The 26,133-nt window shown below is 68.5% G+C and carries 22 protein-coding genes and 1 CRISPR repeat array; of the genes, 7 read left to right on the top strand and 15 right to left on the bottom strand.

Annotation, left to right across the window (positions count from 1 at the left end):
- Positions 1-35: 35 nt before the first annotated feature.
- The 7 genes from pyrF to PKE78_RS06955 form a co-directional block, all read right to left on the bottom strand.
- On the bottom strand, positions 36-734 hold the full coding sequence (pyrF, locus tag PKE78_RS06925) for an orotidine-5'-phosphate decarboxylase (RefSeq protein ID WP_271200147.1): 699 nt from the start codon (positions 732-734) through the stop codon (positions 36-38).
- A complete protein-coding gene (locus PKE78_RS06930) occupies positions 731-1,312 on the bottom strand; it encodes an NADPH-dependent FMN reductase (RefSeq protein WP_271200148.1) in 582 nt (193 codons plus the stop codon). The genes pyrF and PKE78_RS06930 overlap by 4 nt, the downstream gene beginning before the upstream one ends.
- Positions 1,313-1,414: 102 nt before the next feature.
- On the bottom strand, positions 1,415-2,038 hold the full coding sequence (locus PKE78_RS06935; RefSeq protein ID WP_271200149.1) for a class I SAM-dependent methyltransferase: 624 nt from the start codon (positions 2,036-2,038) through the stop codon (positions 1,415-1,417).
- Between the two features lie 85 nt (positions 2,039-2,123).
- On the bottom strand, positions 2,124-3,251 hold the full coding sequence (dnaJ, locus tag PKE78_RS06940) for a molecular chaperone DnaJ (RefSeq protein WP_271200150.1): 1,128 nt from the start codon (positions 3,249-3,251) through the stop codon (positions 2,124-2,126).
- A 150-nt stretch (positions 3,252-3,401) separates the two neighbouring features.
- The gene (locus PKE78_RS06945) at positions 3,402-4,265 is read right to left on the bottom strand and encodes an FkbM family methyltransferase (RefSeq protein WP_271200151.1); all 864 of its coding nucleotides are present in this window, start codon (positions 4,263-4,265) and stop codon (positions 3,402-3,404) included.
- 67 nt (positions 4,266-4,332) lie between these two features.
- Positions 4,333-6,240 (bottom strand): molecular chaperone DnaK, encoded by a 1,908-nt coding sequence (gene dnaK, locus PKE78_RS06950; protein WP_271200152.1) that lies wholly within the window; start codon positions 6,238-6,240, stop codon positions 4,333-4,335.
- A gap of 285 nt (positions 6,241-6,525) precedes the next feature.
- A complete protein-coding gene (locus PKE78_RS06955; RefSeq protein ID WP_271200153.1) occupies positions 6,526-7,254 on the bottom strand; it encodes a hypothetical protein in 729 nt (242 codons plus the stop codon).
- 68 nt (positions 7,255-7,322) lie between these two features.
- Between PKE78_RS06955 and PKE78_RS06960 the strand changes: the two genes are divergently transcribed.
- On the top strand, positions 7,323-7,913 hold the full coding sequence (locus PKE78_RS06960; RefSeq protein WP_271200154.1) for an alpha-ketoglutarate-dependent dioxygenase AlkB: 591 nt from the start codon (positions 7,323-7,325) through the stop codon (positions 7,911-7,913).
- A 10-nt stretch (positions 7,914-7,923) separates the two neighbouring features.
- Here the strand turns inward: PKE78_RS06960 and PKE78_RS06965 are convergent, their stop codons facing one another.
- From PKE78_RS06965 to PKE78_RS06975, 3 genes are all read right to left on the bottom strand, one after another.
- Complete coding sequence (locus tag PKE78_RS06965; RefSeq protein WP_271200155.1) at positions 7,924-8,304, bottom strand: VOC family protein; 381 nt, start codon at positions 8,302-8,304, stop codon at positions 7,924-7,926.
- A 245-nt stretch (positions 8,305-8,549) separates the two neighbouring features.
- A complete protein-coding gene (locus PKE78_RS06970; RefSeq protein WP_271200156.1) occupies positions 8,550-9,359 on the bottom strand; it encodes a metallophosphoesterase family protein in 810 nt (269 codons plus the stop codon).
- Complete coding sequence (locus PKE78_RS06975; RefSeq protein ID WP_271200157.1) at positions 9,356-9,898, bottom strand: GAF domain-containing protein; 543 nt, start codon at positions 9,896-9,898, stop codon at positions 9,356-9,358. The genes PKE78_RS06970 and PKE78_RS06975 overlap by 4 nt, the downstream gene beginning before the upstream one ends.
- Positions 9,899-10,120: 222 nt before the next feature.
- Between PKE78_RS06975 and PKE78_RS06980 the strand changes: the two genes are divergently transcribed.
- The 5 genes from PKE78_RS06980 to cas2 all read left to right on the top strand — a co-directional run bounded on the left by PKE78_RS06980 (position 10,121) and on the right by cas2 (position 18,150).
- Positions 10,121-11,908 carry a metallophosphoesterase family protein gene (locus PKE78_RS06980; RefSeq protein ID WP_271200158.1) on the top strand — a complete coding sequence of 596 codons (1,788 nt, stop codon included), beginning with the start codon at positions 10,121-10,123 and terminating at the stop codon, positions 11,906-11,908.
- A gap of 132 nt (positions 11,909-12,040) precedes the next feature.
- Entirely contained in the window at positions 12,041-13,048 is a 1,008-nt protein-coding gene (locus tag PKE78_RS06985; protein WP_271200159.1) for a DMT family transporter, read from the top strand.
- 393 nt (positions 13,049-13,441) lie between these two features.
- A complete protein-coding gene (gene cas9 / locus PKE78_RS06990) occupies positions 13,442-16,786 on the top strand; it encodes a type II CRISPR RNA-guided endonuclease Cas9 (RefSeq protein ID WP_271200160.1) in 3,345 nt (1,114 codons plus the stop codon).
- Positions 16,787-16,837: 51 nt separating this feature from the next.
- Positions 16,838-17,779: a type II CRISPR-associated endonuclease Cas1 gene (gene cas1, locus PKE78_RS06995; protein WP_271200161.1), complete on the top strand. Its 942-nt coding sequence runs from the start codon at positions 16,838-16,840 to the stop codon at positions 17,777-17,779.
- Complete coding sequence (gene cas2, locus PKE78_RS07000; RefSeq protein ID WP_271200162.1) at positions 17,776-18,150, top strand: CRISPR-associated endonuclease Cas2; 375 nt, start codon at positions 17,776-17,778, stop codon at positions 18,148-18,150. The genes cas1 and cas2 overlap by 4 nt, the downstream gene beginning before the upstream one ends.
- Positions 18,151-18,222: 72 nt before the next feature.
- Positions 18,223-19,246: a CRISPR direct-repeat array (repeat unit 36 nt; unit sequence AGAATAGCCGCTCAGAGATCGCGGTCCAGCGGCAAC).
- An 80-nt stretch (positions 19,247-19,326) separates the two neighbouring features.
- On the opposite strand, the gene PKE78_RS07005 is transcribed toward cas2, so the two are convergent.
- The 5 genes from PKE78_RS07005 to PKE78_RS07025 form a co-directional block, all read right to left on the bottom strand.
- Entirely contained in the window at positions 19,327-20,217 is an 891-nt protein-coding gene (locus PKE78_RS07005) for a metallophosphoesterase (protein ID WP_271200163.1), read from the bottom strand.
- A gap of 191 nt (positions 20,218-20,408) precedes the next feature.
- The gene (gene grxD, locus PKE78_RS07010) at positions 20,409-20,741 is read right to left on the bottom strand and encodes a Grx4 family monothiol glutaredoxin (protein ID WP_271200164.1); all 333 of its coding nucleotides are present in this window, start codon (positions 20,739-20,741) and stop codon (positions 20,409-20,411) included.
- 28 nt (positions 20,742-20,769) lie between these two features.
- Complete coding sequence (locus tag PKE78_RS07015) at positions 20,770-21,006, bottom strand: BolA family protein (protein WP_271200165.1); 237 nt, start codon at positions 21,004-21,006, stop codon at positions 20,770-20,772.
- Between the two features lie 34 nt (positions 21,007-21,040).
- Positions 21,041-23,260 (bottom strand): phosphoribosylformylglycinamidine synthase subunit PurL, encoded by a 2,220-nt coding sequence (purL, locus tag PKE78_RS07020; RefSeq protein ID WP_271200166.1) that lies wholly within the window; start codon positions 23,258-23,260, stop codon positions 21,041-21,043.
- A 96-nt stretch (positions 23,261-23,356) separates the two neighbouring features.
- Positions 23,357-23,881: a YcgN family cysteine cluster protein gene (locus PKE78_RS07025; protein ID WP_271200167.1), complete on the bottom strand. Its 525-nt coding sequence runs from the start codon at positions 23,879-23,881 to the stop codon at positions 23,357-23,359.
- Positions 23,882-23,959: 78 nt separating this feature from the next.
- Here PKE78_RS07025 and PKE78_RS07030 point away from each other — a divergent pair, with 78 nt between their 5' ends.
- A complete protein-coding gene (locus tag PKE78_RS07030; protein ID WP_271200168.1) occupies positions 23,960-26,131 on the top strand; it encodes a transglycosylase domain-containing protein in 2,172 nt (723 codons plus the stop codon).
- The last annotated feature ends 2 nt before the right edge of the window (positions 26,132-26,133 follow it).

Consider the following 26,133-nt stretch of genomic DNA (forward strand, 5'->3'; position numbering starts at 1 on the left):
TCTGCGGCGATTGGGTCGGCGCTGCGTTTGGCGCGTCAGGCCGCCGCGATCTCGGCGATGATCGCTTCGGCCGCGGCGCGGGGATCGGGCGCCGACAGGATCGGCCGCGCCACAACCAGCCGGTCGGCCCCGTTGCGGATCGCATCCGCCGGCGTCGCGATGCGCTTCTGGTCGCCGGCCGCCGATCCCGCGGGGCGCACGCCTGGCGTCACCGCATGGAACGGCCGCGGCGCGACCGAGCGGATCACCGGAAGATCGGTCGGCGCGCAGATCACGCCGTCGACGCCCGCCTCAAGCGCATGGCGCGCGCGGCGCGCCACAAGCTGCTCAGGCGTCTCGCTGAAGCCCGCCTCTCTGACGTCCCCCGCGTCCCAGGAGGTCAGCACGGTCACGCCCAGCACTTTGAGGCCGCTTGCACCGCGCCCTTCCGCCGCCGCCTTCAGCGTCTGCGGGTAGGCGTGCACCGTCAGATAGGTCGCGCCCAGCTTCGCGACCTGCCGCGTCGCCTTCTCGACCGTCGCGCCGATGTCGTGCAGCTTCAGGTCGACGAACACCTTCTTGCCCGAGCCGGCGAGCCGTTCGGCGAGCACGAGGCCGCCGGCCAGCGCCAGCTCGAAGCCGACCTTGTAGAACTGGACGGCATCGCCGAGCCGGGCGACCATGGCCTCGGCCTCTTCGACAGTCGCAAGATCAAGCCCGACGATAAGCCGGTCGCGCGCGTCGTCCTGCGTCACGCCACCTGCCCCGCCTGCGCGACGAGGCGCCCCACCAGCGCCTCCAGAAAATCGGCCGTGCGCGCATTGGCGAGGCCGCCCTCGGGCGTGAACGCGTCGGCGCCGCCGCCGACCGCCGCCATTTCCGGAAGCACCAGGGCGCCGAGGCCGAGCTCCATCATCGCGCGGAGTTGAGTCAGGCCACGGTAGCCGCCCATGGCGCCGCCCGACACCGCGCCGAGCGCGAAGACCTTGGTCTTGAAGGCCGGCAGCGGCGGCCGTCCCTCAATGTTCACGCGCGACATCCAGTCGAACGCGTTCTTCAGCAATGGAGAGAAGCTTGCGTTGTATTCGGGGCTCGCGACAAAGGCCCCCTGCTGGGCCACGAACAGATCGACCAGCCGCTTCGCCGCTTCGGGAACGCCCGACTGGCTCTGCAGATCGCCGTCGTAGATCGGCAGCGGGTAGTCCTTCAGCGAGATGTGGGTCACGTCGGCTCCGGCGTCGCGCAACGACCGGGCCGCGAGCGCGGCGAGCTTCTCGTTGAGCGACCCCGAACGGATCGAGCCGGCGACGACGACGATTTTAGGATTGGCCATGGCGTTCCGTCGTTGGGCGAACGCGCGGCCTGCGCGCGCCCTTGCGCAGAATGGATAGTCAGGAGCGCGCGTCCTCGCAACTTGCGCCGCGGATTCCCGCCTTCAAATCGGGCGACGGTAGATCCAGACGCGGGCCGGCGGCAGGTTGAGCCAAACGCGCGGGGAGCCGACGGTGGAGACTGAGCCGATCGCCTCGCGGGGTATCGGCGGCGCGACGCCATATGTGAACTGGATGAAGGGCGCGCCCGGACGGGACATGTCGAAGCACTGATCGAGCAACGCGACCCGCTGGCGCACGGGCTTTGTCAGCAGCGGCAGGCTGGAGACGGTGGCGATCAGCGGCGAGTCGATCCGGCCGGAAAGAGTTTCGGCGGCGGAATAGGCGTCGCCCTGCACCACCTTCGCGCCCGGAAAACGCTTCTGGAGCAGCGGCACGAACTCCGCGTTGAACTCGATCAGCACCAGCCGCTCGGCAGGCACGCCGCGCTGGATCAGCGCCTCCGTAACGGGTCCGGTGCCGGGGCCAATCTCGAGCACCAGCCCGTCTTCCGTCGGGTCCACGTAGCGCGCCATCATTCGCGCCAACGCCTTGCCCGACGGGCTCACGGCTCCGGTGACGAGCGGCTTGTCGAACCACGATTTGAGAAAGCGCGCCTCGTCCGCGAGATCGATGCCCTTCGTGCGGGCGCCGAGGCGGCGTTCGTTGCGCCTTGCGGGCTCAAGCATACAGGGAAGCTCCGTTACGACGCGAAGAGCACAATCCGGACGTTACGATGGTCAGTATCGCGACGGTGTGACAAGAGCCACGACGTCACGCTCCTCCGAAAAACTCCTTCACCCGCGAGAAAAAGCCGCTCGATTCCGGATGGTTGGCCTCGGAGGATTCGGCCGCGAACGATTCCAGCAACTCGCGTTGGCGGCGCGTCAGCTTCTGGGGAATCTCCACGACCGCCTGAATGTACATGTCGCCGAACTCCTTGGACCGCAGCACCGGCATGCCCTTGCCCTTCAGCCGGAACTGCATGCCCGACTGCGTCCCTTCGGGGATCTTAACGCGCGTCCGGCCGCCGTCGATGGTCGGGGCCTCGAACGAACCGCCAAGGGCGGCCGTGGTCATCGGGATCGGCGCGCGGCAGTAGAGGTCGGCGCCATCGCGCTGGAACAGCGGGTGCGGTTCGATCGACAGGAAGATGTAGAGATCGCCGGCCGGTCCGCCCCGGGTCCCGGCCTCTCCCTCGCCGCCCAGGCGGATGCGCGTTCCGTCCTCGACGCCCGCGGGGATCGCGACCTCGAGCGTGCGTTCGCGGGTGACGCGGCCCGCGCCCTGGCAGGCGCCGCAGGGGTCGTCGATGATCTCGCCGCGCCCGCCGCAACCCGGGCAGGTCCGCTCCATCAGGAAGAAGCCCTGGCTCGCGCGCACCTTGCCGGCGCCGCCGCAGGTCGGGCACTGGCGCGGCTTGGAGCCGGCCTTGGCGCCCGTGCCGGAGCAGACCTCGCAGGTGATGCTGGTGGGAATACGGATCTGCGCGGTCTTGCCGGAGAACGCGTCGTCGAGCGTGATCTCCATGTTGTAGCGCAGGTCCGCGCCGCGCTCGCGCCCGCCGGACGACCGCGCGCGGCCGCCGCCGCCGCCGAAGAACGAATCGAAGATGTCGGACATGAAGTCCGACATGTCGGCGCCGCCGGCGCCGCCCCCGCCGCCGAAGCCGCCCTGCTCGAAGGCGGCGTGGCCGAAGCGATCGTAGGCCGCGCGCTTCTGCGGGTCCTTCAGGCAGTCATAGGCCGCGTTAAGCTCCTTGAACCTGGCCTCGGCGGCCGCGTCGCCGGGATTGCGGTCCGGATGCCATTTCATCGCCGACTTGCGGAACGCGGCCTTCAGTTCGGCGTCGGTCGCAGTCCGCTCCACCTCGAGAATCTCGTAGAAGTCGCGTTTTGACATTCCGTCACCAGCTTTGGACCGCGCCCGACCGCACGGTCAGATAAAGTGAACAGGGTCGACCCGCAAGAACGACGGCGTCGACCGTGATGAACATGCCGCCAGACCATGCCTAAGGACGGTCCGGGCGGATTATGATCTTCGCGCAGACCGTCAAACCTGCCCGAAACGCGCCGCAACGACGTTGAGCCGGGTGCGCGCCGCGATCTCGTAGCCGTTCGACCTCAGCAGGCCGATCATCGGCGCCGCCTCGGCCTCCGAGCGCCCGACCTCGACGACCAGGGTGCGCGGCCAGACCTCGACCGGCGCGGTCTCGAACAGGCCTGCGACCACGTCGAAATCCATGCCCTCGACGTCGACCTTCATGGCGTCCACCACGGCGAGACCGTGGGCGGCGAAAATCGCGCCGAGCGGCTTCACCTCGACCTCGACGCCGACGCCATGCCCGGGCTCCGTGAGATGCGACTCGCCGCGATTGCGCGGGTCGTCGACCATGCGCGCCAACCCCGCGACCCGTCCGACGGCCGCGGGCTCGACGGTCACGTCCGCGCCGCTCGCCGCCACGTTGGCCTCGAGGCGCGCGCGGTTGACGGGGTCCGGCTCGATCGCGAGCACCGAAACGCTTCGCCCCGCTCGCCTGCCCGCGGACGCGAGTGCGAGACCATAGAAGCCCGCGTTCGCGCCGACGTCGACGAAGACGAAGGGCCTCGCCGGGTCCGCCGCGAGCAGCGCCGTCTCGAGCGCGCGCCGCTCCTCCGCGTCCCAGAGATGGGCCGCGAGGAACACGTGCTTCTCCGTCCGGTTGGTCGCCGGACGGAGGCGCGCATGGATCGTCGGGAACACTTCGACGTCGTATGGGGCCGCGCTCGCCGCGAAACACACGCGCCTCAGCAGCGAGGCGAGTCTGCGGCCGACCGCATTATCCGGAACGCCGTCGGCGAGCGACCGCACCGCTTCGACGAAGCGGGACGCGCGGTGCGCGCCGTAGGGCGGCTCGACGGTCGCATCGGCGATCATTGGCGGGGTCCAGGCAGGCGATCGCCGCCCGCCCCCAGTTCTCCGGGGACGGACGGCGTCAGCCTGATCAGGCCGACTTCTTCTTGTCGTCGACCTCTTCGAAGTCGGCGTCGACGACGTCGTCCTTCGCCTGAGCGGAGGCGTCCGCCGAAGCTGCGCCCTCCTCGTTCGCGCCCTGCGCGTACATGGCCTCGCCGAGCTTCATGGAGGCCTGAACCAGCGCATTGGTCTTGGCCCTGATGGCCTCGACGTCTTCGCCGCCCAGCGTCTCGCGCAGCTCCGCGACGGCGGCCTCGATCGCCGTCTTGTCGCCGGCCGGAGCCTTGTCGCCCAGATCCGCCAGCGTCTTTTCGGTCGAGTGGATCAGGGCCTCGCCCTGGTTCTTGGCCTCGACCAGCGCGCGGCGCTGCTTGTCGGCCTCGGCGTTGGCCTCGGCCTCCTTGACCATCTTCTCGATGTCGGCGTCCGACAGGCCGCCCGAGGCCTGAATGCGGATCTGCTGCTCCTTGTTCGTCGCCTTGTCCTTCGCGGACACGTTGACGATGCCGTTGGCGTCGATGTCGAAGGTCACTTCGACCTGCGGCACGCCGCGCGGCGCGGGCGGGATGCCGACGAGGTCGAACTGGCCGAGGATCTTATTGTCCGCCGCCATTTCGCGCTCGCCCTGGAACACGCGGATGGTGACCGCGGTCTGGCCGTCTTCCGCCGTCGAGAAGGTCTGGCTCTTCTTCGTCGGAATGGTGGTGTTGCGGTCGATCAGGCGCGTGAACACCCCGCCGAGCGTCTCGATGCCGAGCGAGAGCGGCGTCACGTCGAGCAGCAGCACGTCCTTCACGTCGCCCTGCAGCACGCCGGCCTGGATCGCGGCGCCGATGGCGACGACCTCGTCCGGATTGACGCCCTTGTTCGGCTCCTTGCCGAAGAACTGCTTCACCGTCTCCTGGATCTTCGGCATGCGGGTCATGCCGCCGACCAGAACGACCTCGTCGATCTGGCCCGCCGACAGGCCGGCGTCCTTGAGCGCGGCCTTGAGCGGCGCGACGGTGCGCTGCACCAGGTCGTCGACCAAGCTCTCGAACTTGGCGCGGGTGAGCTTGAGCGTGAGATGCTTCGGGCCGCTCGCGTCCGCCGTGATGTACGGCAGGTTGACGTCGGTCTGCGCCGAGGACGACAGCTCGATTTTAGCCTTCTCGGCCGCCTCCTTGAGGCGCTGCAGCGCCAGCTTGTCGTTGCGCAGGTCAATGCCCTGCTCGCGCTTGAACTCGTCGGCGAGATAGCCGACGAGGCGCATGTCGAAGTCCTCGCCGCCGAGGAAGGTGTCGCCGTTGGTGGACTTCACCTCGAACACGCCGTCGCCGATCTCAAGGATCGAGATGTCGAAGGTGCCGCCGCCAAGGTCGTAGACCGCGATGACGCCCGCGGACTTCTTGTCGAGGCCGTAGGCGAGCGCGGCAGCGGTCGGCTCGTTGATGATGCGCAGCACCTCAAGGCCGGCGATCTTGCCGGCGTCCTTGGTGGCCTGACGCTGGGCGTCGTTGAAGTAGGCCGGAACGGTGATGACCGCCTGGTCGACCTTCTGGCCGAGATGGGCCTCCGCCGTCTCCTTCATCTTCTGCAGCGTGAAGGCGGAGATCTGCGCCGGGGAGTAGGCCTTGCCGTCCACTTCCACCCAAGCGTCGCCGTCGCCGCCGGCCACGATCTTGTAGGGGACGAGCTTCTTGTCCTTCTCGACGGTCGGGTCGTCGAAGCGGCGGCCGATCAGGCGCTTCACCGCGAAAATCGTCTTGTCGGGATTCGTCACCGCCTGGCGCTTCGCAGGCTGGCCGACGAGCCGCTCTCCGCCATCGGCGAAGGCCACGATCGACGGCGTCGTGCGCGCGCCCTCGGAGTTTTCGATGACGCGAGCCTGCGTCCCGTCCATCACGGCGACGCAGGAGTTCGTGGTTCCGAGGTCGATGCCGATGACCTTGCCCATGTGTCCCATTCCTCTCATTCAGCGTTCAGCGAACCGAAGCGGCCCCGAAGCGGCCCGCTGCGGGGCGGTTCTTGCGAACGCCCGGCAGCACCTCGGTTCCTCGAAAGAATTCCCGCGTCCCCGCGGGGTCGGCGGGGATATAAGGAGGCGATTTCAGGGCCGCAAGTCGCGCGATGACGCCGGCGTGAGGGACGGGGAAGGCGGCGTGCGCCGGGAGACGGGCGCGCGGCGGCTGGCCCCGTCCTGTCCGCTCCGGGACATCGACCGTCAAAGCCGAGACGCGGGTCAGCGCGTCCTGGTTTCCCGGAGCTGGGCGCGCCGCGTCGTCAGATCCTCGTAAGCGAGCAGAAGCTCGACCCGGCAATCGGCGGCGACCTCCCGTGGCGCGCCCATCGACAGCGTCACGGGCGCTGACTCGCCGCCGCCGCGCAGAGAGACTTCGCCGCGACCAGCCGCGACCGACGTCACCGCGACCCGCCAAGTCTTGCCGCAGATCGGCGTTTCGGAGCTGTCGGCGAGCGTCATGACCCGCCCCGCGGCGAGCGCGGCGGTCTTGACGCGTGTCTTTTCGAGGTCGGCGTTCAACTGACGCGCGCGGTCCAGCATGGAGCCGGCCGGTGCGTCACCAGTCGACGGGGGCGGCCCGGCCGACATGGACGTCGAGGGCGGGAGCGCCGGCTTGGGCGGCGCGACGTCTGCGGCGGACGGCAGACCGACCTTTGGCGCGGGCGACGCGACCTCCGCTTTCCGCTCCACCTGCGGTGGGGCCGCGGCGCGATCAGACGGAGCGGGCGCCGCGCGTTCCGGCGTAGCGGGGGCTTGCGGCGGCGCCTCTCCGCTCCTGAGGAGGCCGGTGATCGACTGAACGAGATCGTAGGCGACCGTGTCCTTCGGCGCGCTCAGCACGTTGGTGAAAACGGTCCCGACGAACCCGGCGACCGCGAGGGCCGCGGCGCCGATCGCGCCCTTGGCGAGCGCGCCCCAACCTGCTTTCGTCTCCCCGGACGTGGTCAAACGCGTTTCCTCCCACGCTGATCCCTCTCCGTAATTCTACGGATCAATCCTGCGCGCCTCAACCTCACATGAAGTTTGCTCCCGGCCATCTCTCCCCCGACGAACAGGTCGCCCTGCTGGCGGCGCTCCGCGCGGCTCTCGCGGAAGCTCCGTTGTTCACGCCGACCATGCCGCGCACCGGCAAGCCGTTCTCGGTGCGGATGAGCAATCTCGGCCCGCTCGGCTGGGTGTCGGACCGCGACGGCTACCGCTATCAGGCGACCCACCCGGTCACGGGCCGGCCATGGCCGCCGATCCCCGAGAGACTGCTGACGGCCTGGGACGAGATCGGCGGCTACCGGCTTCCCCCGGACGCCTGCCTTCTGAACTGGTATGAGCCCGGCGCGCGCATGGGTTTGCATCAGGATCGCGACGAGCAGGATCTCGACGCCCCCGTAGTTTCGCTGTCGCTCGGGGACGAAGCCGTGTTTCGCATCGGAGGCCTGAAGCGCGGCGACCCGACCCGCTCCTTCCGACTGGCCTCAGGCGACGGGATGGCGCTAATCGGCGACAGCCGCTTGGCCTATCACGGCGTCGACCGCATCGTTCCCGGCACGTCCGCCCTGCTCCGCAAGCAGGGACGGATCAATCTGACGCTGCGCCGCGTCCGACGCGGCTGACCAGACGGCCTTAAGCCGCGATCTCGGCCGCCTCGCGCTCCGGCGAAATGCAGCCGATCGGCGAGCCCGCGGGATCGCTCAGGATCGCGATACGGCCGACGTTCGGAATGAAGGTGGGCTTGCGTAACACGTTCCCGCCGGCGGCGACCGCCGTCGCGCAGGCGACGTCGACGTCGTCAACCTCGACGTAGGAGAACCAGTGCTCCGGCACGCCGTCGAACTCCGCGTCGTGCATGTGATAGAGGCCGCCCACGACCTTATCGTCCTTGAACACCAGCCAGTAATCCGCCGCTTCGCCAGCCTGGCGGAAGGTCCATCCCATGGTTGCGGAATAGAACAATTTCGCGCTGTCTGGATAGCGCGTGTTCAACTCAGTCCAGTAAAATGACATTTGCGCCGACCTTCGATGACCCAGAAACGCCAGCCCAACTCCAGCGCAGTGTCCCCACAATGCCAACAATCGCCAAAAGCACAAGCTCTGTTCAATAACTGATGGTCGTAAACATGGCACATGGTCCGAAGCGGGGCGAAACCGATCTTAAATCTCGTATAAGGAATTCGATCTGTTCCAAAATGACGCAGTTGCAGACAGAATAAAAAGCAGCTGTTTGACGTGATCGATCCCACTCCACGTGATCAACCTAACACTTGCAGAGGGAGCGTATCGGCAGCGATCCGTCCGCGCCATTGCTGAGGGTAGCCGAGCGACACCTCCTCGTAGCGTACGCCCTCGACGAACGTGGTCCCACGCATGTGCAGGTGACCCGAGATCACGAGTTCGGCGCGGAAGCGGCGGGGCCAGTCCGCGGTGCGCCGCGTGCCGCACCACAGCGAGAACCGCGGCGCCCGCGGCACGCGCACGAGCCCGGCCAGCAGCGGCCAATGATTGATGAGGACCGTGGGCGTCCCGTCCACGCAGGCCGCCGCAAGCCTGCGCTCCGTTAGATTGCACCGTTCGCGGCACCAGCTCGGACGGTCCGGATGCGGCGACGGATCAAGCATGATCTCGTCCGCGCAACGGACGCCCGCTTCGCGCGCCCACGCCACCGCCCGCTCGAATGGGACGTCGTCGGGACGAAAGCTGTAGTCGTAAAGCGTGAACAGCGGGACGACCCGAAACGTCCGCCCGCCGAAATCCGCCAGAGGATAGTCGTCCTCCGGGGTAAGGGCTCCATGCGCCCGGCACAGCTCCACCAGCCGCTCATAGCGGGCGCGCCCGCGCAACGAACCGGGCGGCAAGCTCCAGAGTTCGTGGTTGCCGGGGGTCCAGACGAGCCGGGCGAACTTTCCGCCGAGGGTGTCGAGGGCGAAGCGCAGATGCTCCTCCGTCTCGCCGACGTCCCCCGCGATCGCCAGCCAATCGTCCGGACGTGGCGTGATGGCCGCCAGCGCATCCCGATTTTCCGTCGAACCGAGATGGAGGTCGCTGATCGCGTAGAGCTTCAAGCAAGCTCGCTGCGCGATCGCGCATAGGGAGCAACGCCGACTTGGCGCCCCTCGGCCGCGATGGCGCGCCGCAGCCAGAGCAAAGCTTCCACCCGGCGCGCGAGCGCGTTCATCGCGGCGCGCTGGCGCGCGTTAAGCCCGCCCGGGCGGGGGTCACGACTGGCGACGCACATCAGCCCAAGGATCAGTCCATCCGGGGAACGCAACAGGGCGTTGGCGTAAAAGCGGAGATAGGGCGGTCCGTTGACGAAAATGCTGTCCTGGGTGCGCTCGTCCTCGTTCAGATCGTCGATGACGACCATCTCGCCGCTCGCGAGACTGAGCCGGCAGATCGAGTCGGCGATCGAGATGTTTTCGAGGTTGAGCCCGACGATCGCCTTGAACCAGATGCGGTCGCTGTCGACGAAGTTGATCGCGGCGAAATCCGCCCCGCACAGCTTTCCAAGCAGAACGGCGATCTCGTCGAACTCGGATTCGCGCGGGGTGTCGAGGATGCCGTAGCTGCGGAGGCTCCGGAGCCGGCGTGCTTCGTCCAACATGATCGTAAGGTTCCGATCGGTCCTGCAGTTCGATACGGTTAGGGCGCGCAGCGGATGATCGGAGGCCAGCCAGCGCTGAAACGGGATTCATTTCCATCACAACGGGATGCGCCGCAAGGGCCGCCCCGAAAAATGTGAGTATAACAGACGCCCACGCGGCATTTCCCGGCCCGCGCGGCGCGGGCGCTGGACGGCTCCGCCAGCGGGCGATAGCTCAAGGACATGGCGCTGCTTATAGATCCGAGACGCGGCGACATTGAGGACGACGCGTCCAGCACCAAGCTGTGGTCGCTCGCCTCGCTCGCCGCCTGGGTCCTGGTGGAGGTCAGCCTCCCCAAGCTGATCCTGTCCTGGCTGCTTCTGATCGTGCTGCCGTGCCTGCTGCTCGGGGCCGCGCCGCTCGCCGTCACCGCTTGGCTCTCGACCTTTTCGCGACACGCGGTTGACGTTTTCAGCGGCCTCGCCCCCATGCTCGCCTTCACCGGGTTGCTCGCGCTGGCGGCCTTTGGCGGCCGGCCAGCCTTCCGTCTCGCGGAGCGCAGCTTCTGGTCGTTGAACGCGCTCGCGGTGCAACCGAGCTTCGTGCTGTGCCGCGAAGCCATGAGGCATTTCGTCGGACGGCGCCTCTCGGTCTATTTTCGCCGCGACGGACAGCGCGTCGGACAGGTGACGGCGATCGCCGCGGCGCTGCTGATGTCGCTCGTCTCCGGCGCGGCGGCCTGGGCCGCATGGCCGCATTCGCGCTGGATCGGATCCTGGGGAGACGTCGCCGAGCCGTTTACGCTGCTTGTCGCCGCCTTTGCGAACAGCGTCGTGCTGTTCGGGGCCTATGTCGCCTGCGGCTCGCTCGCCTGGGGCGCGGCGGACGCCGCGATGGGCCAGCCGACCGGCCTCGGCGGCTACGATCCCGACCCCGGTCCGGACGCGAAGGTGTGGCGGGTCGCCCATCTGTCGGACCTCCACACCGTCGGCGAGCGCTTCGGCTTCCGGATCGAAAGCGGCCGCAGCGGTCCGCAAGGCAACGCGCGCCTGGAGCGGACAATGGAGGCGCTCGCCCGCGTCCATGAGGCCGAGCCGCTCGACCTCGTGCTGGTCTCGGGCGACATGACCGACGCCGGCCGCTCGTCCGAATGGGCGGAGTTTCTCGTCGCGCTCGAGGCCCTCGCTCCGTCGCTCCGGGACCGGATGCTGTTCCTGCCCGGCAATCACGACGTCAACGTGGTGGACCGGGCGAACCCGGCGCGGCTCGACCTGCCGTTCTCGCCTGGCAAACGCCTGAGGCAGCTGCGCGCGCTGGCGATCCTCGCGGGGCTTCAGGGCGAGCGGGTGTTCGTCCCCGACACGGCCGGCCGGCCGAAGAGCACGCTGTCCGCCTGGCTCGCGCCTTACGCCAGCGCGATGTCGAGCTTCGTGCGGACCGGCCGCGGCAAGCGCGTCTCGGCGATCAGGGCGTTGTGGGACGAAGCCTTCCCGATGGCGCTCCCGCCCGAGATCCCCGGCGGCCTCGGCGTCATCCTGCTGAACTCGAACGCCGACACCCATTTCTCCTTCACCAACGCGCTCGGCCTGATCCCCGCCGAACAGGAGCGCAGGCTGGCCGCAATCGTGAAGGCGCAGCCGGAGACGTGCTGGCTGGTGGCCTTGCACCACCACCCCGTCGAATACCCGCGCGCGACCCGCTCGCTGTCGGAGCGGATCGGCACGGCGCTGATCAACGGCAGTTGGTTCCTTCGCCAGCTCAAGCCCGCCGCCGGGCGGATCGTCGTCCTCCACGGCCACCGCCACGTGGACTGGACCGGACGGTGCGGCCCGCTGCGCATCGTGTCCGCGCCGTCGCCCGTGATGGGCGAGCCCTATTTCTACGTTCAGCGCTTCGTCTCCGCGAGCGGACGGTTGGCGCTGCTGAAGCCGCAACGCGTCGACCTGGAGAGGAACGCCTCAGCCATCGAAGCCTCCCGGCCCGCCCCCGCCTGGGCGGAGGCGCGGGACGAAAGGGTGAAGGAAGCCTGAACGGAGCCTCTGCGTTTTCAGCGCATCAGGCCCGCGCGCCACGGTCGCGCGCCGCCATCTTTCGACCGCAGGACTCACGGCAAGGTGCACGCTCACGTCGCGTCCGCATCTCCTACCGCCAAGCCGTCCTTCATGAGCCCGCCGCCTTCCATCGCCTCGGTCGAAACCGCCGAGGCCGTCGTCGTTTCTCCGCCCCGCATCCGGCTTCCGCTTCCCTCCGCGGACAACACGTCGCTGGCGATCGGGCTGGTGGTGGCCTCGACCGCCTTCTTCGCGGCCGGCGACGTGACGGCGAAGCACCTCGCGGCGACGCTTCCCGGCGCTCAGGTCGCGTGGATGCGCTACGTCGTGTTCGCGACCATCATGCTTGTCGGCGCGTTGGCCGTCAGCGGTCCCCGCGCGCTGCGGCCGAAGCGCCCCGGCCTTCAGGCGCTGCGCGCCATCGCGGTCGCCGGCTCGGCCCTGTTCTTCATTCTTGGGCTGAAGAGCCTCGACGTCGCGCAAGCGACGGCGATCCACTTCATGTCGCCGGTGTTCATCACCGCGCTGTCGATCCCGCTGCTGGGCGAACGCGTGGGCGCGAGCCGATGGGCCGCGGCGGCGGCGGGCTTCCTCGGCGTGCTGCTGGTGGTGCAGCCCTTCGACGCCCGCTTCACGCTCGCGGCGCTCCTGCCGGCCTGCGGGGCGCTGTCCTGGGCGCTCGGCGCCGTGGTGACGCGCAAGATGGCCGACGAGCGGCCGGAGACCACGCTCGTCTGCTCCGCTGTGATCGGCCTTGCGCTGCTGAGCGCGCTGGTCCCGTTCGTGTGGCGCACGCCGAACGCGCACGAGATCGGGGTCGCCGTCGCCATGGGCGCGCTGTCGACCGCCGGCCACGGGCTGCTGGTGCTCGCCTTCCGCAAGGCCGCGGCCTCGGCGCTGGCGCCGTTCTCCTACGTGCAGCTGCTGTTCGCGGGCGTGATGAGCTACATCGTGTTCGCGCGCGTTCCCGACGTCTGGACGATCGTCGGCTGCGCCGTCATCGCCGCGAGCGGTCTCTACACCGCCCGCCGCGAGCGCGCCTCCGCCAAGGCGCCTAAGGTCTCCAGCCGTTTCGCGGTCGAGCCGCACGCGATCGCCGACACGGAAGCGGCGCGCTAAGTTCAGGCCTGCACAGATAGAAATGGAAAAAGGCGACGCCGGAGCGTCGCCCTTATCTGGTGCGTACTGACGCTTGTTAACCGCCAGACCGCGATCTCTGAAGGCTGAAGGATAACCGATCAGAGATCGCGGTCAAGCGGGCGAAGAGATCACGGTCCAGCGGCAGCTAGTCTCGCTTCGGGAGGCTTCGGACACCAAAGCATGGCCCGGAAGCGCAGACCAGCAGCGCGGAGCGCCACAGCGCACGCAAGCAGAACGCGCATTCGACTAAATAATTGATCCATGCGCTTCGAAATTCCCTAGTCTCGCTTAGAGACGTCTGCCAGATTTTCGATCTGGCGAGTGCGCTTGACGATGCAACCCAAAAGCGTGGCGGCACAAGGGGAGTCTGCGATGCGATGGCGGCTAGCGCTCGATCTCGGAACAAACTCGCTCGGCTGGATAGCTTTGTCGCTGGACCAGAAGACGAAGCCAGACGGCATCGTCGCCATCGGCTCCCGCATCTTTTCCGACGGCCGCGACCCAAAATCCGGCGCTTCGCTCGCGGTCGACCGGCGCGACGCCCGCGCCATGCGGCGGCGACGGGACCGGTTCAAGCAGCGGCAGGCGGCCCTCCTCAAGCACCTGACGCGGCTCGGTCTGTTCCCGGAAGACGCCGAGGAGCGCAAGGCGCTGGAAACGCTGGACCCTTACGCGCTCCGGTCCGCCGCGCTGACGGAAAAGCTCCCCACTCTCCATCTCGGGCGCGCGCTGTTCCACCTCGGCCAGCGCCGCGGCTTCAAATCCAACCGCAAGGCCGACCGTGGCAAGGACGAGGATGCCGGAAAGATCGCGATCGGCGTCGAACGGCTGCGCGCCGCGATGGAGGACGACGGCGCCGAAACGCTCGGCGATTTCCTGCACAAGCGCCGGAAGCGCGCCGAGGAAAAGCGAGAGGCTGGCGAAGAGCCCGGCCGTGAAGGCTGGGTGCGCACCCGCCTGCGGGACGCCGCCGCCGACGGCTACGACTTCTATCCCTCCCGCGCGATCGTCGAGGAGGAGTTCGAGACGATCTGGGAGCGGCAGGCGCCGCATCATCCCGCCGCGCTGACGGCGGAGGCGCACGACTGTCTCTACGAGATCATCTTCCATCAGCGGCCGCTCAAGGCGCCGAAGATCGGCCGATGCACGCTGGTCCCGACCGACGATCGCCTGCCCAAGGCCCACCCACTGTTCCAGACGCGGCGCCTGCTGGAGGAGGTGAACGCGCTGATGGTGGTGCGCGTCGGCGAGGACCCGCAGCCGCTGACGCTCGAGCAGCGCGACCAATTGCTGCGGAAGCTTGAGGCCGCGAAGACCGGAAAGGTCACGTTCAGGACGCTTCGAGCGACGCTGAAGCTCGATCCGGACGCGCGCTTCAACAAGGAAAGCGACAACCGCCCCGATCTGAAGGGCGACGAGATCATCGCCGAGTTCGGCGCCGCCAAACGCTTCGGCAACGTCTGGGCCCACCTTTCGCCCGCGGAACAGTGGGAGGTCGTCTCCCGCGTCCGCGAGTTGGAGACCGACGCTCAGGAGGCGGACCTCCGCGCCTGGCTGCAGGAGACGCACAAGCTCTCCCCTGAGCAGGCCAAGGCCGTTTGCAGCGCGCGACTGCCGCAAGGGTTCGGGCGCTTTGGACAGGAGGCGACCGAGCGGCTGATCGCCGAACTCGAGAAAGACGTGGTCGTCTACAGCGAGGCGGTGCAACGCGCCGGCTTCGGCCACCATTCCGATTTCCGGACGGGCGAAGTGTTCACCGACGAGAGCGGCCTCCCAGCCCTGCCCTATTACGGCGTCGCGCTCGAGCGCCACATCATGCCCGGCACCTCCGACCCCAATGAGACCGACGAGGCGCTGCGGATCGGGCGTCTGACCAACCCGACCGTCCACATCGGCCTGAACCAGCTGAAGAAGGTAGTGAACGCCCTGATCCGCGCCTACGGGCCGCCGGAGGAGGTCGCGATCGAGCTCGCCCGCGAGCTGAAGCTCGACGAGGACGAGAAGAGGAAGCGCAACCGCGAGAACAACGACAATCGCATCGCCGCCGAAGCGCGCGCCAAAAAGCTCGCGGAGCTCGGGCAGCGGAACAGCGGCGCGAACCGGGCGCTGCTGAAGCTTTGGGAGGAACTCAACCCTGAAAACTGCCTGGATCGTCGGTGCCCTTACTCCGGGCAGCAGATCAGCGCGGCTATGCTGTTCAACGGCGAGGTCGACGTGGACCACATCCTGCCGTTCACCCAGACGTTGGACGATTCCAACGCCAACAAGACGGTGTGCCTGCGCGAGGCCAACCGGCTGAAGCGCAACCGCTCGCCCTACGACGCGCGCGCCGGCTTCGCAGCGAAATGGGGCGCCGCCGCCGAGTGGGACGCGATCGCCGCCCGCGCCGCCAACATGCAGAAGAACAAACGCTGGCGCTTCGAGCCGAACGCTATGGAGCGCTTCAACAGCGACGATCCCGAGTTCGGCAAGGGCTTCATCGCCCGCCAGCTCACCGACACCCAGCACCTCGCGCGGCTCGCCCGCGAGTATTTGTCCGCGCTCTACCCGCACAAGGGCGACGGCAGCTCCCACGTCTGGGTGTCGCCCGGCCGGCTGACCGAGATGGTCCGCCGCAAGCTCGGGCTGAACGATCTGCTGCCCGACCACAACTTCGGCGGCGGCGCCGACCAGCCTAAGAACCGTCTGGACCATCGCCACCACGCCATCGACGCCGCCGTGATCGGCGTCGTCGACCGCGGCCTGCTGCAGGAGATCGCCCGCGCCTCGGGCGAAGAGGGCAAGGACGGCCGCGAGAGGATCGTCATTCCCGAGCCGTGGGACGGCTTTCGCGACGACCTGCGCCGCGCCGTCAACGCGATCGTGGTGAGCCACCGGCCCGACCATGGAACGGTCTCGAAGGCGAGCCTGCCCAAGGGCCGCGACGCCACCGCCGGCCGGCTGCACAACGACACGGCCTACGGCCTGACCGGCGAAAAGGACGCGCGCGGCAGTGAGCTCGTCGTGCACCGCGCGCCGCTGTCGTCGTTCAAGAAGGCCGCCGATCTCGAGGCGATCCGCGACGACGGCCTGCGCCAGGCGCTGAAGGACTGGACCGCGGGCAAGGAGGCGCGCGCCTTCGAAGACGCCATCCGCACGTTCGGCGACCCGGAGAAAGGCCCCCGCAGCTATCCCAACATTCGCCGCGTGCGGGTGATGAAAGCGCTCTCGGTGATCCCGATCCGCGACCGCAACGGTCGCATCTACAAAGGCTACAAGGGCGACTCGAACTATCGCTACGACGTCTGGGAGTTGAGTGACGGTTCTTGGAAGGCCGAAGTCATCTCGATGTTCGACGCGCATAAGGCGGGCTGGAGCTCAACGCTGCGCACAGAGAACCCGACCGCGAAGAAGGTGCTGAGCCTGCGCCAGGACGACCTGCTCGCTGTCGAAACCGAAAGCGGCCTCGTTCTGATGCGCGTGGTGAAGTTCAACCAGATGGGACGGCTGTTCCTCGCGGATCACAACGAAGCCGGAGCGCTCAAGGCCCGCGACGCCGACAAGTCCGACCCGTTCAAGTATCTCGACACTGGAGCGACCGCGCTCCGCAAGCTCCGCGCCCGCCAGGTGCGTGTCGACGCCCTCGGCCGCGTCTCGGATCCCGGCTTTCCCGCCCGCACCGCGGTCCGGCGGACGCGCAAGCGCGCCCTGCATCCGGAGATCGCAAAGGACTCTTAAAGCACTTTATGATTGCATAACTCAGATCGAACACCCTGAGGGCGAGCCGCCATGGAGCGCGTCGTCGACATCGCGATCGACGGCCGCCATCTTTCGGCCTATCGCGGCTTTCTCGTCGTCTGCGAAGGGCGCGCCGAGGTGGGGCGGGTGCCGCTCGACGACGTCGCCGCGGTCATCGTCCACGCCCATGGCGTGACCTGGACCACCAACCTGATCGCGGCGCTGGCCGAACGCGGCGCGCCGCTGGTGCTGTGCGGCGCGAACCATGCGCCGGTCGCGGTCTGCCTGCCGCTCGACGGCCATCACGGACAGAACGCCCGCATCCGCGCCCAGTGGGACGCGGGGAAGCCGCTCGCCAAGCAGCTCTGGCGCGAGGTCGTCATGGCCAAAATTCGCTGGCAGGGCGCGGCGCTCGCCGCTCGTGGAACAGAGGCCGGCGCCTTCGAGCTGATGGCGCGCCGCGTCCGTTCCGGCGATCCCGACAATGTGGAGGCGCAGGCCGCGCGGCGCTACTGGCCCGCGCTGATGGGAGCCGACTTCCGGCGCGACCGCAGCCTGCCCGGCGCCAATTCGTTGCTCAACTACGGCTATACGGTGATGCGCGCCTTGCTCGCGCGCTCGCTGGTGGCGAGCGGCCTGCATCCCTCGATCGGCGTGCACCACGCCAACCGCGGCAACGCCTTCGCGCTCGCCGACGACATGATCGAGCCGTTTCGCCCGCTGGTCGATCTCGTCGCCGTCGCTCTCGTCGCCGGCGGCGCGACCGACGTGACGCCAGAAACCAAGCGCGCCTTCGCCGGGCTGATAGCGCTGGACCTGCCGGGCGAGGCCGGCCTCACCACCGTGACGGTCGCCGCCCAACGCGCCGCGCAGTCGCTCGCCCGCGCCTTCGAGACCGGCCGGGCGGCCGAGCTTGCGCTGCCGCGCCCGCCCTCCCCGCTGGAGCTCGCCCGTCTCGGCGCCGCGGCCGTGCCAGCGGACGCCGGGCCATGAGCGCGGGCAAGGCCATCGCCGCCCCTCCTTCCTCCTCGGTCTCGCAACTCAGCGGCTATCGTCTCATGTGGATCTTCGTGATGTTCGATCTGCCTGTGACGACGAAGGCGCAATCGAAAGCCGCGACCAAGTTCCGTCAATTCCTGCTCGATGAGGGATTCGAAAAAAGCCAGTTCTCGGTCTATGCTCGGTTCTGCAACGGCAAGGAGCAGTTCGAGGCCTATATGCGCCGCATCGAGCGCAGCCTGCCCGATCGAGGCGACGTGCACGTTCTGACCTTCACGGACCGGCAGTATGAAAACATCGTCCGATTCTCCGGCCAGCGCCGGCGCCGCCCGCGCAAAAATCCCGACCAGTTGGCGCTGTTCTAGCTATGTCCGCGAAGCGGTCGAGCCGAACACGGCCGCTATCGCCTTTGTTTTGAAAGGGATAGAGGCCGATCCAGAATAGCCGCTCAGAGATCGCGGTCCAGCGGCAACTTATCGCGGTGTTGAGCGGTTCGACATCGAGAATAGCCGCTCAGAGATCGCGGTCCAGCGGCAACCCGCCGAACAGCCGGAAGCGCAAGGGTCCGAGAATAGCCGCTCAGAGATCGCGGTCCAGCGGCAACTCGCGCAAGCAGCCTCCGAATTTGGGGTCAAGAATAGCCGCTCAGAGATCGCGGTCCAGCGGCAACGGCGTTACGAACATCCGAAACACGGGCTCGAGAATAGCCGCTCAGAGATCGCGGTCCAGCGGCAACGCGCTCTGCAGCGATGCCTTCGTCTTGTCGAGAATAGCCGCTCAGAGATCGCGGTCCAGCGGCAACGAAGCCGCCCAGCGTGATCGTCTTCAGGATAGAATAGCCGCTCAGAGATCGCGGTCCAGCGGCAACAGGGCATCCACATCTACGACGACGGGACGAAGAATAGCCGCTCAGAGATCGCGGTCCAGCGGCAACCACGTGATCGTCCGCGCCGACGGCCGCGTGAGAATAGCCGCTCAGAGATCGCGGTCCAGCGGCAACAAACGCGGCGGTCGAAGCCTTCTGGCGCCGAGAATAGCCGCTCAGAGATCGCGGTCCAGCGGCAACGCGGCCGCGCCGCGGCTCTCCAGCACCAGCAGAATAGCCGCTCAGAGATCGCGGTCCAGCGGCAACTCGTCGAGCGCGTGCCGCTCGTCAAGGGCCAGAATAGCCGCTCAGAGATCGCGGTCCAGCGGCAACGTTCCCCGTGTCGCACAAGCGCGACCAACAGAATAGCCGCTCAGAGATCGCGGTCCAGCGGCAACTTTACGACCGGCGTCTCCATCTTTTATGCCAGAATAGCCGCTCAGAGATCGCGGTCCAGCGGCAACCGCCTGGCGCACGATGTCCTGATAGATCGGAGAATAGCCGCTCAGAGATCGCGGTCCAGCGGCAACTCTCGCCTCTGCCCGCCGATCCGGAGGTGGAGAATAGCCGCTCAGAGATCGCGGTCCAGCGGCAACACGAGACCCGCATCACCGCCCTGACTTAGGAACAGCCGCGCGGGCTCTCCGCTCAAAGATTTCGTCCGTTCCCGCCGGCCCTACGCTATTGCCGGCTCGTTACCGAGCTTCACCAGCAGGACCTCCGGCGGCACGCCGAAACGCACGGGCAGGCCGCTCATGCCGATGCCGCCGGAGACGATGAGGTGGCGGCCCTCCTCAACGATGTGGCCGTAGCGGAAGCGATCGCGGTAGGCGGAGGGGATGAACGGGTTGGTGAGGCCGGGGATATGCACCTGGCCGCCATGAGTGTGGCCGCACAGGGTGAGCGAGACCCGCGCCGGCACGGTCACGAAGATGTCCGGCTCATGGGCCAGCAGCAGGACGGGATCGTCGGTCTTCACCCGGGCGAGCGTGCCGGCCAGATCGTCCTCGCCGCGGAAGCCGCCGCGGCCGAGCCAATGCGCGAGCTGGTCGCCGAGACCCGCGAGCCAGAAGCGCCGGCCGCGGTGCTCGATCAGTTCGACGTCGTTCTCCATCACCCGCAGACGCGCGCCGTCGAGCGCGGAGCGGATGCTCATGTGGTTGTGCCACCAGTCGTGGTTGCCGAGGATGGTGTAGAAGCCGAGCGGGGCGGCGAGGTCGGCGTAGGCGGCGGCCCACTCCTGCGGCGGCACGCGGCCCGAGACGAAGCGGTGCGTCGCCTCGTGGTCGCCGAGATGCACGATCAGGTCGGGCTTCAGCGCGTTGACCGTCTCGACGATGCGCTTGACCCGGGCCATCGGCACGTAGGGCTCGCAGACATGCACGTCGGAGACGACGGCGATCGTGAGAGGCAGGTCGGCCGGCCAGCCGGGGGGCGTCAACGCGTATTCGGTGACGCCGAGCATCAGCGCCGGTTCGATCAGCCCGGCATAAGCGCCGCCGCTGGCGGAGACGAGAAAGCCTGCGCCCGCCGAGGCGAGCAGGGCGCGGCGGGTGATCAGCGGCATGGACGGCCTTGAAGCATACGCGACGGCGGCGTCGCGCCGTACATCTGCCGGCCGATCACGGCGACGTCGAGGCGCTCCGCGGTCAAAACCGCGGGAGGCCCGGCGGATGGTCGGACGGCCCCGGCGAAGGCCGGCGCCACGTCATGCCGGCCCGACGAGACGCGACGCGGCGGCGCTGGGCGCGGACGCGCTTACGCGGTCTGCTTGAGCGCTACGCCCGCCGACTTCAGGTGGCTCTGCAGCTCGCCGGCCTGGAACATCTCGCGGACGATGTCGCAGCCGCCGATGAACTCGCCCTTGACGTAGAGCTGCGGGATCGTCGGCCAGTTCGAGAACTCCTTGATGCCCTGACGCATCTCGTCGCTCTGCAGCACGTTCACGCCGGCGTAGGGCACGCCGAGGTGGTCGAGGATCTGCACGACCTGGCCGGAGAACCCGCACTGCGGGAACTGCGGCGTGCCCTTCAGGAAGAGCACCACGTCGTTGGAGGCGATGGCCTCGGCGATCTGGTCCTTGGCGGTCATTGGCGGTCTGCCTTTCGAATGACGGTCATCAGGCTTCGGGCGCGCTGGTCTGCAGCGCGAGGGCGTGCAGCGCGCCGCCCATCTGCCCTTTGAGCGCCTGATACACGATCTGGTGCTGCTGGACGCGGCTCTTGCCGCGGAAGGCTTCGGAGACGACGACGGCCGCATAATGGTCGCCGTCGCCGGCGAGGTCGCGAATCGTCACCGCCGCGTCCGGCAGGGCGTCGCGGATCAGCTCTTCGATCTCGCGGGCGTCCATCGGCATCGTCGGTCGTCTCCTTGGGTTGGTCGTGGGGGCTTCAGGCCTCGACGGCCGGGCCGGCCATGAAGGCCGGGAACCAGCTCTCGTGGGTCTCCCGCAGTTCGTTCAACAGGATGGGGGCTTCGCGGCCCGGAATCAATCGGTCGCCGCCGGTCGCGCCGATGCGCGTCACGGTGACGCCGGCCTCGCTGCCCGCGGAGATGACCAGCGACGCCTTGCTCTCCTCGACCGTGACGACGTAGCGGCCCTGGTCTTCGCCGAACCACCAGCCATGAGCGGGCGTCCCGTCCGGCGCGTCGTCGAGCTTCGCCCCGAGCCGGCCCGCGAGCGCCATTTCCGCCACCGCCAGCAGCAAGCCGCCGTCGGAGACGTCGTGGACCGCGGTGGCGGCGCCGCTCAGGATGAGGCTGCGCACGAAGTCGCCGTTGCGCCGTTCGGCCGAGAGATCGACCGGCGGCGGTGCGCCCTCCTCGCGGCCGGCGACCAGCCACAGCCAGCAGGAGCGGCCCAGCCAGCCCTGCGCGTCGCCGATCACGAGGATCGCCTCGCCGTCGCGCTTGAAGGCGATGGTGGCGCTCTTCGCCACGTCGTCGATCACGCCCACGGCGCCGATGGTCGGCGTCGGCAGGATCGCGCGCCCCTGCGTCTCGTTGTAGAGTGAGACGTTGCCGGACACGACGGGGAAGTCGAGCGCGCGACAGGCCTCGCCGATGCCTTTGATGCAGCCGACGAGCTGACCCATGATCTCCGGCTTCTCGGGGTTGCCGAAGTTCAGGTTGTCGGTGACGGCGAGCGGGCGGGCGCCCACCGCGGTCAGATTGCGCCAGGCTTCCGCGACCGCCTGCTTGCCGCCCTCGAACGGGTCGGCCTCGCAGTAGCGCGGGGTCACGTCGGCGGTCATGGCGAGGCCCTTAGGACCGCCGTTTACGCGCACCACGGCGGAGTCGCCGCCGGGCCTCTGCACGGTGTCGCCGAGGATGATGTGGTCGTACTGCTCCCACACCCAGCGGCGGGAGGACAGTTCGGACGAGCCTACGAGCGCCAGCAGCGCTTCGCCGGTCGGAACCGGCGCCTCGATCGACGCCGGACTGAGGACAGGCGCCTTCGGGGTCTCCACATGGGGCCGGTCGTACTCCGGCGCCTCGTCGCCCAACTCCTTGATCGGCAAGTCGGCCTTGAGCTCGCCGTTGAGGTAGACCTTGAAGCGCAGATCATCCGTCGTGTGACCGACGACGGCGAAGTCGAGGCCCCACTTCACGAAAATCGCGCGGGCCACCTCCTCCTTCTCCGGGTGGAGCACCATGAGCATGCGCTCCTGGCTCTCCGAGAGCATCATCTCGTAGGCCGTCATGCCCTCTTCGCGCACGGGCACGTTCTCGAGGTCGAGCCGGATGCCGAGGTCGCCCTTGGCGCCCATCTCGACCGCTGAGCAGGTGAGGCCCGCCGCGCCCATGTCCTGGATCGCGACCACCGAGCCCGAGGCCATCAGCTCGAGACATGCCTCCAGCAGCAGTTTCTCGGCGAAGGGATCGCCGACCTGCACGGTCGGGCGCTTCTCCTCGGAGGCGTCGTCGAACTCGGCCGAGGCCATGGTCGCCCCGTGGATGCCGTCGCGCCCGGTCTTGGAGCCGAGATAGACCACGGGCAGACCGACGCCGGTCGCCTTGGCGTAGAAGATGGCGTCGGCCTTGGCGAGGCCGACCGCCATGGCGTTGACGAGGATGTTGCCGTCGTAGCGGGTGTGGAAGCCGACGAGGCCGCCAACCGTCGGCACGCCGAAGGAGTTGCCGTAGCCGCCGACGCCGGCGACGACGCCCGAGACCAGATGGCGCGTGCGCGGATGCTGGGGATCGCCGAAGCGCAGCGCGTTCAGCGCCGCCACGGGTCGGGCGCCCATGGTGAAAACGTCGCGGAGAATGCCGCCGACGCCGGTCGCCGCGCCCTGGTAGGGCTCGATGAACGACGGGTGGTTGTGGCTCTCCATCTTGAAGACCACCGCGTCGCCATCGCCGATGTCGACCACGCCGGCGTTCTCGCCGGGTCCCTGGATGACGTGCGGGCCGGAGATCGGCAGCGTCTTCAGCCAGATCTTGGAGGACTTGTACGAGCAGTGCTCGTTCCACATCGCCGAGAAGACGCCGAGCTCGGTGAAGGTCGGCTCGCGGCCGATGAGGGCGAGGATGCGCTCGTACTCGTCGGGCTTCAGGCCGTGGGCTGCGACGAGATCGGGCGTGATGGCGGGCTCGTGTGCGGTCATCGGACTCGTGGCGCGTGGCGGACGGCGTCTTGCTACGCCAACGAAGCGCGTCATGCTAGAGCGCGCCTCCCGCGGGAACGGGATGGGAGGCTCTCGCTATCGCCTGCCCTTCGCGCCGCGCGGCCATTTGGCGGGCCAGCTCACCATGCGGTCCTGCAGGTCTTCTTCGGCGATTTCGGTTTCGGAGCAGAACACCTTGCCGCGCACGGAGACGCCGGCGGCGTGGACGGTCGCCGGGTCGCCAGAGACCAGCGGATGCCACCAGGGCAGATCCTTGCCCTCCTCGATCAGGCGGTAGGCGCAGGTCGGAGGCAACCATCCGATCTGCTCGACGACGCCAGGGGTCAGCGTCACGCAGTCCGGCACCTTCTCGGCCCGGCGCGGATAATCGGAGCAGCGGCAGGTGTCCCGGTCGAACAGCCGGCAGGAGACGTCCACATAGGCGATGCGGTCGGTGTCCTCGTCCTGCAGCTTCAGCAGGCAGCAGCGGCCGCAGCCGTCGCACAGGCTCTCCCATTCCGGCGCGGTCATCTCGGCGAGCCGCTTCACCCGCCAGAAGGGTTTTGGCGGGTCTGATGGGGCGGCGCCCGGCGTCGGGCGCGGGCGGAGGGGCGCGGTCATGGGTCGGCTCTTGCGCGCCGGGACGTAACAGGTCAAGCCATTCCGGGGCGGAACGGCGATGGGTGTGAGGCGAGACGCGTGTTCGGCCGGGGCTCAAACGGGGACAAGCTCGACGCGAAGCGCAGGCTGCTCGCGCTCGATTCGTGGCTCGACCACACCTTCTGGCGCATCTGGCCGGCGGCCTCGCGGCGCTGGGACAGCGTCTGCGCCGCCTTCGACGGTTTCCGCGCGCGCGGGTGGCGGCGGTTCGTCGCCGAGATTCTCGGCGAGGGGGTGACGCTCGGCGCCGCAGGCGCGACCCTGGTGCTGGCGCTCGCGACGCCGGCCTTCCGCGAAACCGGCCCGGACTGGCTGAACCGCGCCGACCTGTCGGTGACGTTCCTCGACCGCCACGGCGTCGAGATCGGCAAGCGCGGGGTGATGCAGAACGACGGCATCCCCTTGCGCGACTATCCGGACCACCTGATCAAAGCCGCGCTCGCGACCGAAGACCGGCGCTTCTATCAGCACTTCGGCATCGACGTCGCGGGCACCGCCCGCGCGATCGTGCAGAACGCGCGCGCGAACGGCGTGGTGCAGGGCGGCTCCTCGATCACGCAGCAGCTTGCGAAGAACATCTTCCTGTCGAACGAGCGCACCATCGAGCGCAAGATCAACGAGGCGTTCCTCGCGCTCTGGCTCGAGCACCACCTCACCAAGGACGAGATCCTCAAGCTCTATCTCGACCGCGCCTATATGGGCGGCGGGGCCTTCGGGGTGGACGCGGCGGCGCACTTCTATTTCGGCAAATCCGCCCGCGACATCACCCTCGCCGAGAGCGCGATGCTCGCGGGTCTGTTCAAGGCGCCGACCAAATACGCGCCGCACATCAACCTCGCGGCGGCGCGCGCGCGCGCCTCGACCGTGCTCGACAATCTGGTCGACGCAGGGTTCATGACCGAGGGTCAGGTGCAGCCGGCGCGGTTCCTGCCGGCGACGCCGAAGCCGACCGCTGTGGTTTCGAGCCCGGACTATTATCTCGACTGGGCCTATGGCGAGGTTCGCGCGCTGGCGGGCCAGGGCGCGTTCGGAGGCAAGCGCGTGCTGCAGGTCCGCACCTCGCTCGATCCGGCGCTGCAGCGCCACGCCGAGGCCTCGGTCGAGCAGATGCTGCGGCAGTACGGCGACCAGTACCGCGTCGACCAGGCCGCGGCGGTGATCATGGAGCCCGAGGGCGCGGTGCGGGCGATGGTCGGCGGGCGCGATTACGGCGTCAGCCAGTTCAACCGCGCCGTCGACGCCCTGCGCCAGCCCGGCTCGTCGTTCAAAACCTACGTCTATGCGGCGGCGTTCGCCTCGGGGAAGTACACGCCGGAGAAGGTCGTCACCGACGCCGCGATCTGCATCGGCAACTGGTGCCCGCGCAATTACGGCCGCCGCTTCGCCGGCCGCATGCCGCTGATCACGGCTTTCGCGAAGTCGATCAACACCATCCCGGTGCGCCTTGCGCTCGACGTCGGGCAGAAAAACGTCATCGAGATCGCGAAGCGCATGGGCATCCGTTCAAAACTCGACGTCGGCCGCGCCTTCGCGCTCGGCGTCGAGGAGATCACGCTGCTCGACCACACCTCGGCCTACGGAACGCTTGCGAACGGCGGCCGCCGCACCCCGCCCTACGCCGCGATCGAGGTGACGGACTCGAAGGGCGGCGTCCTGTGGCGGCACGACCGCGACACGCCGCAGCCGCAGCAGGTGCTCGGCCCGCACGTGGTGGCGGGCATGAACCGCATGATGCTCGCCGTCACCGAGGCCGGCACCGGCGGGCGCGCCCGGCTCGACGGCTACCAGGTGGGCGGCAAGACCGGCACCTCGCAGTCCTATCGCGACGCGTGGTTCGTCGGCTTCACCGGGTCGCTGGTCGGCGGCGTCTGGTTCGGCAACGACGACTTCACGACGACGCGGGAGATGACGGGCGGCTCCCTGCCCGCCATGACCTGGCGCGACATCATGGCCTTCGCCCATCAGGGCCTTGCTCCGCGTCCGATACCCGGCGTGCCGATGCCGACAGGACAGCGCCCCGCGGTCGCTTCCGCCGCGCCCGCTGCGCAGGAGGCGCCCGCGACCTTCACCCGCAACCTGTCGGAGCGTTCGACCCGGGTGCTGAACGCGATCCTGTCCGACGTGGCGGCGGCGCGGCAGGCGAGCGCCGGGCGCGCCTCGGCCGACCATGACCCAACCTTCGCGGCGGCTCCCTCGCCCGCCGCGCGCTGAAC

Source organism: Methylopila turkensis, assembly GCF_027922325.1.
Taxonomy (GTDB): Bacteria; Pseudomonadota; Alphaproteobacteria; order Rhizobiales; family Methylopilaceae; genus Methylopila; species Methylopila turkensis.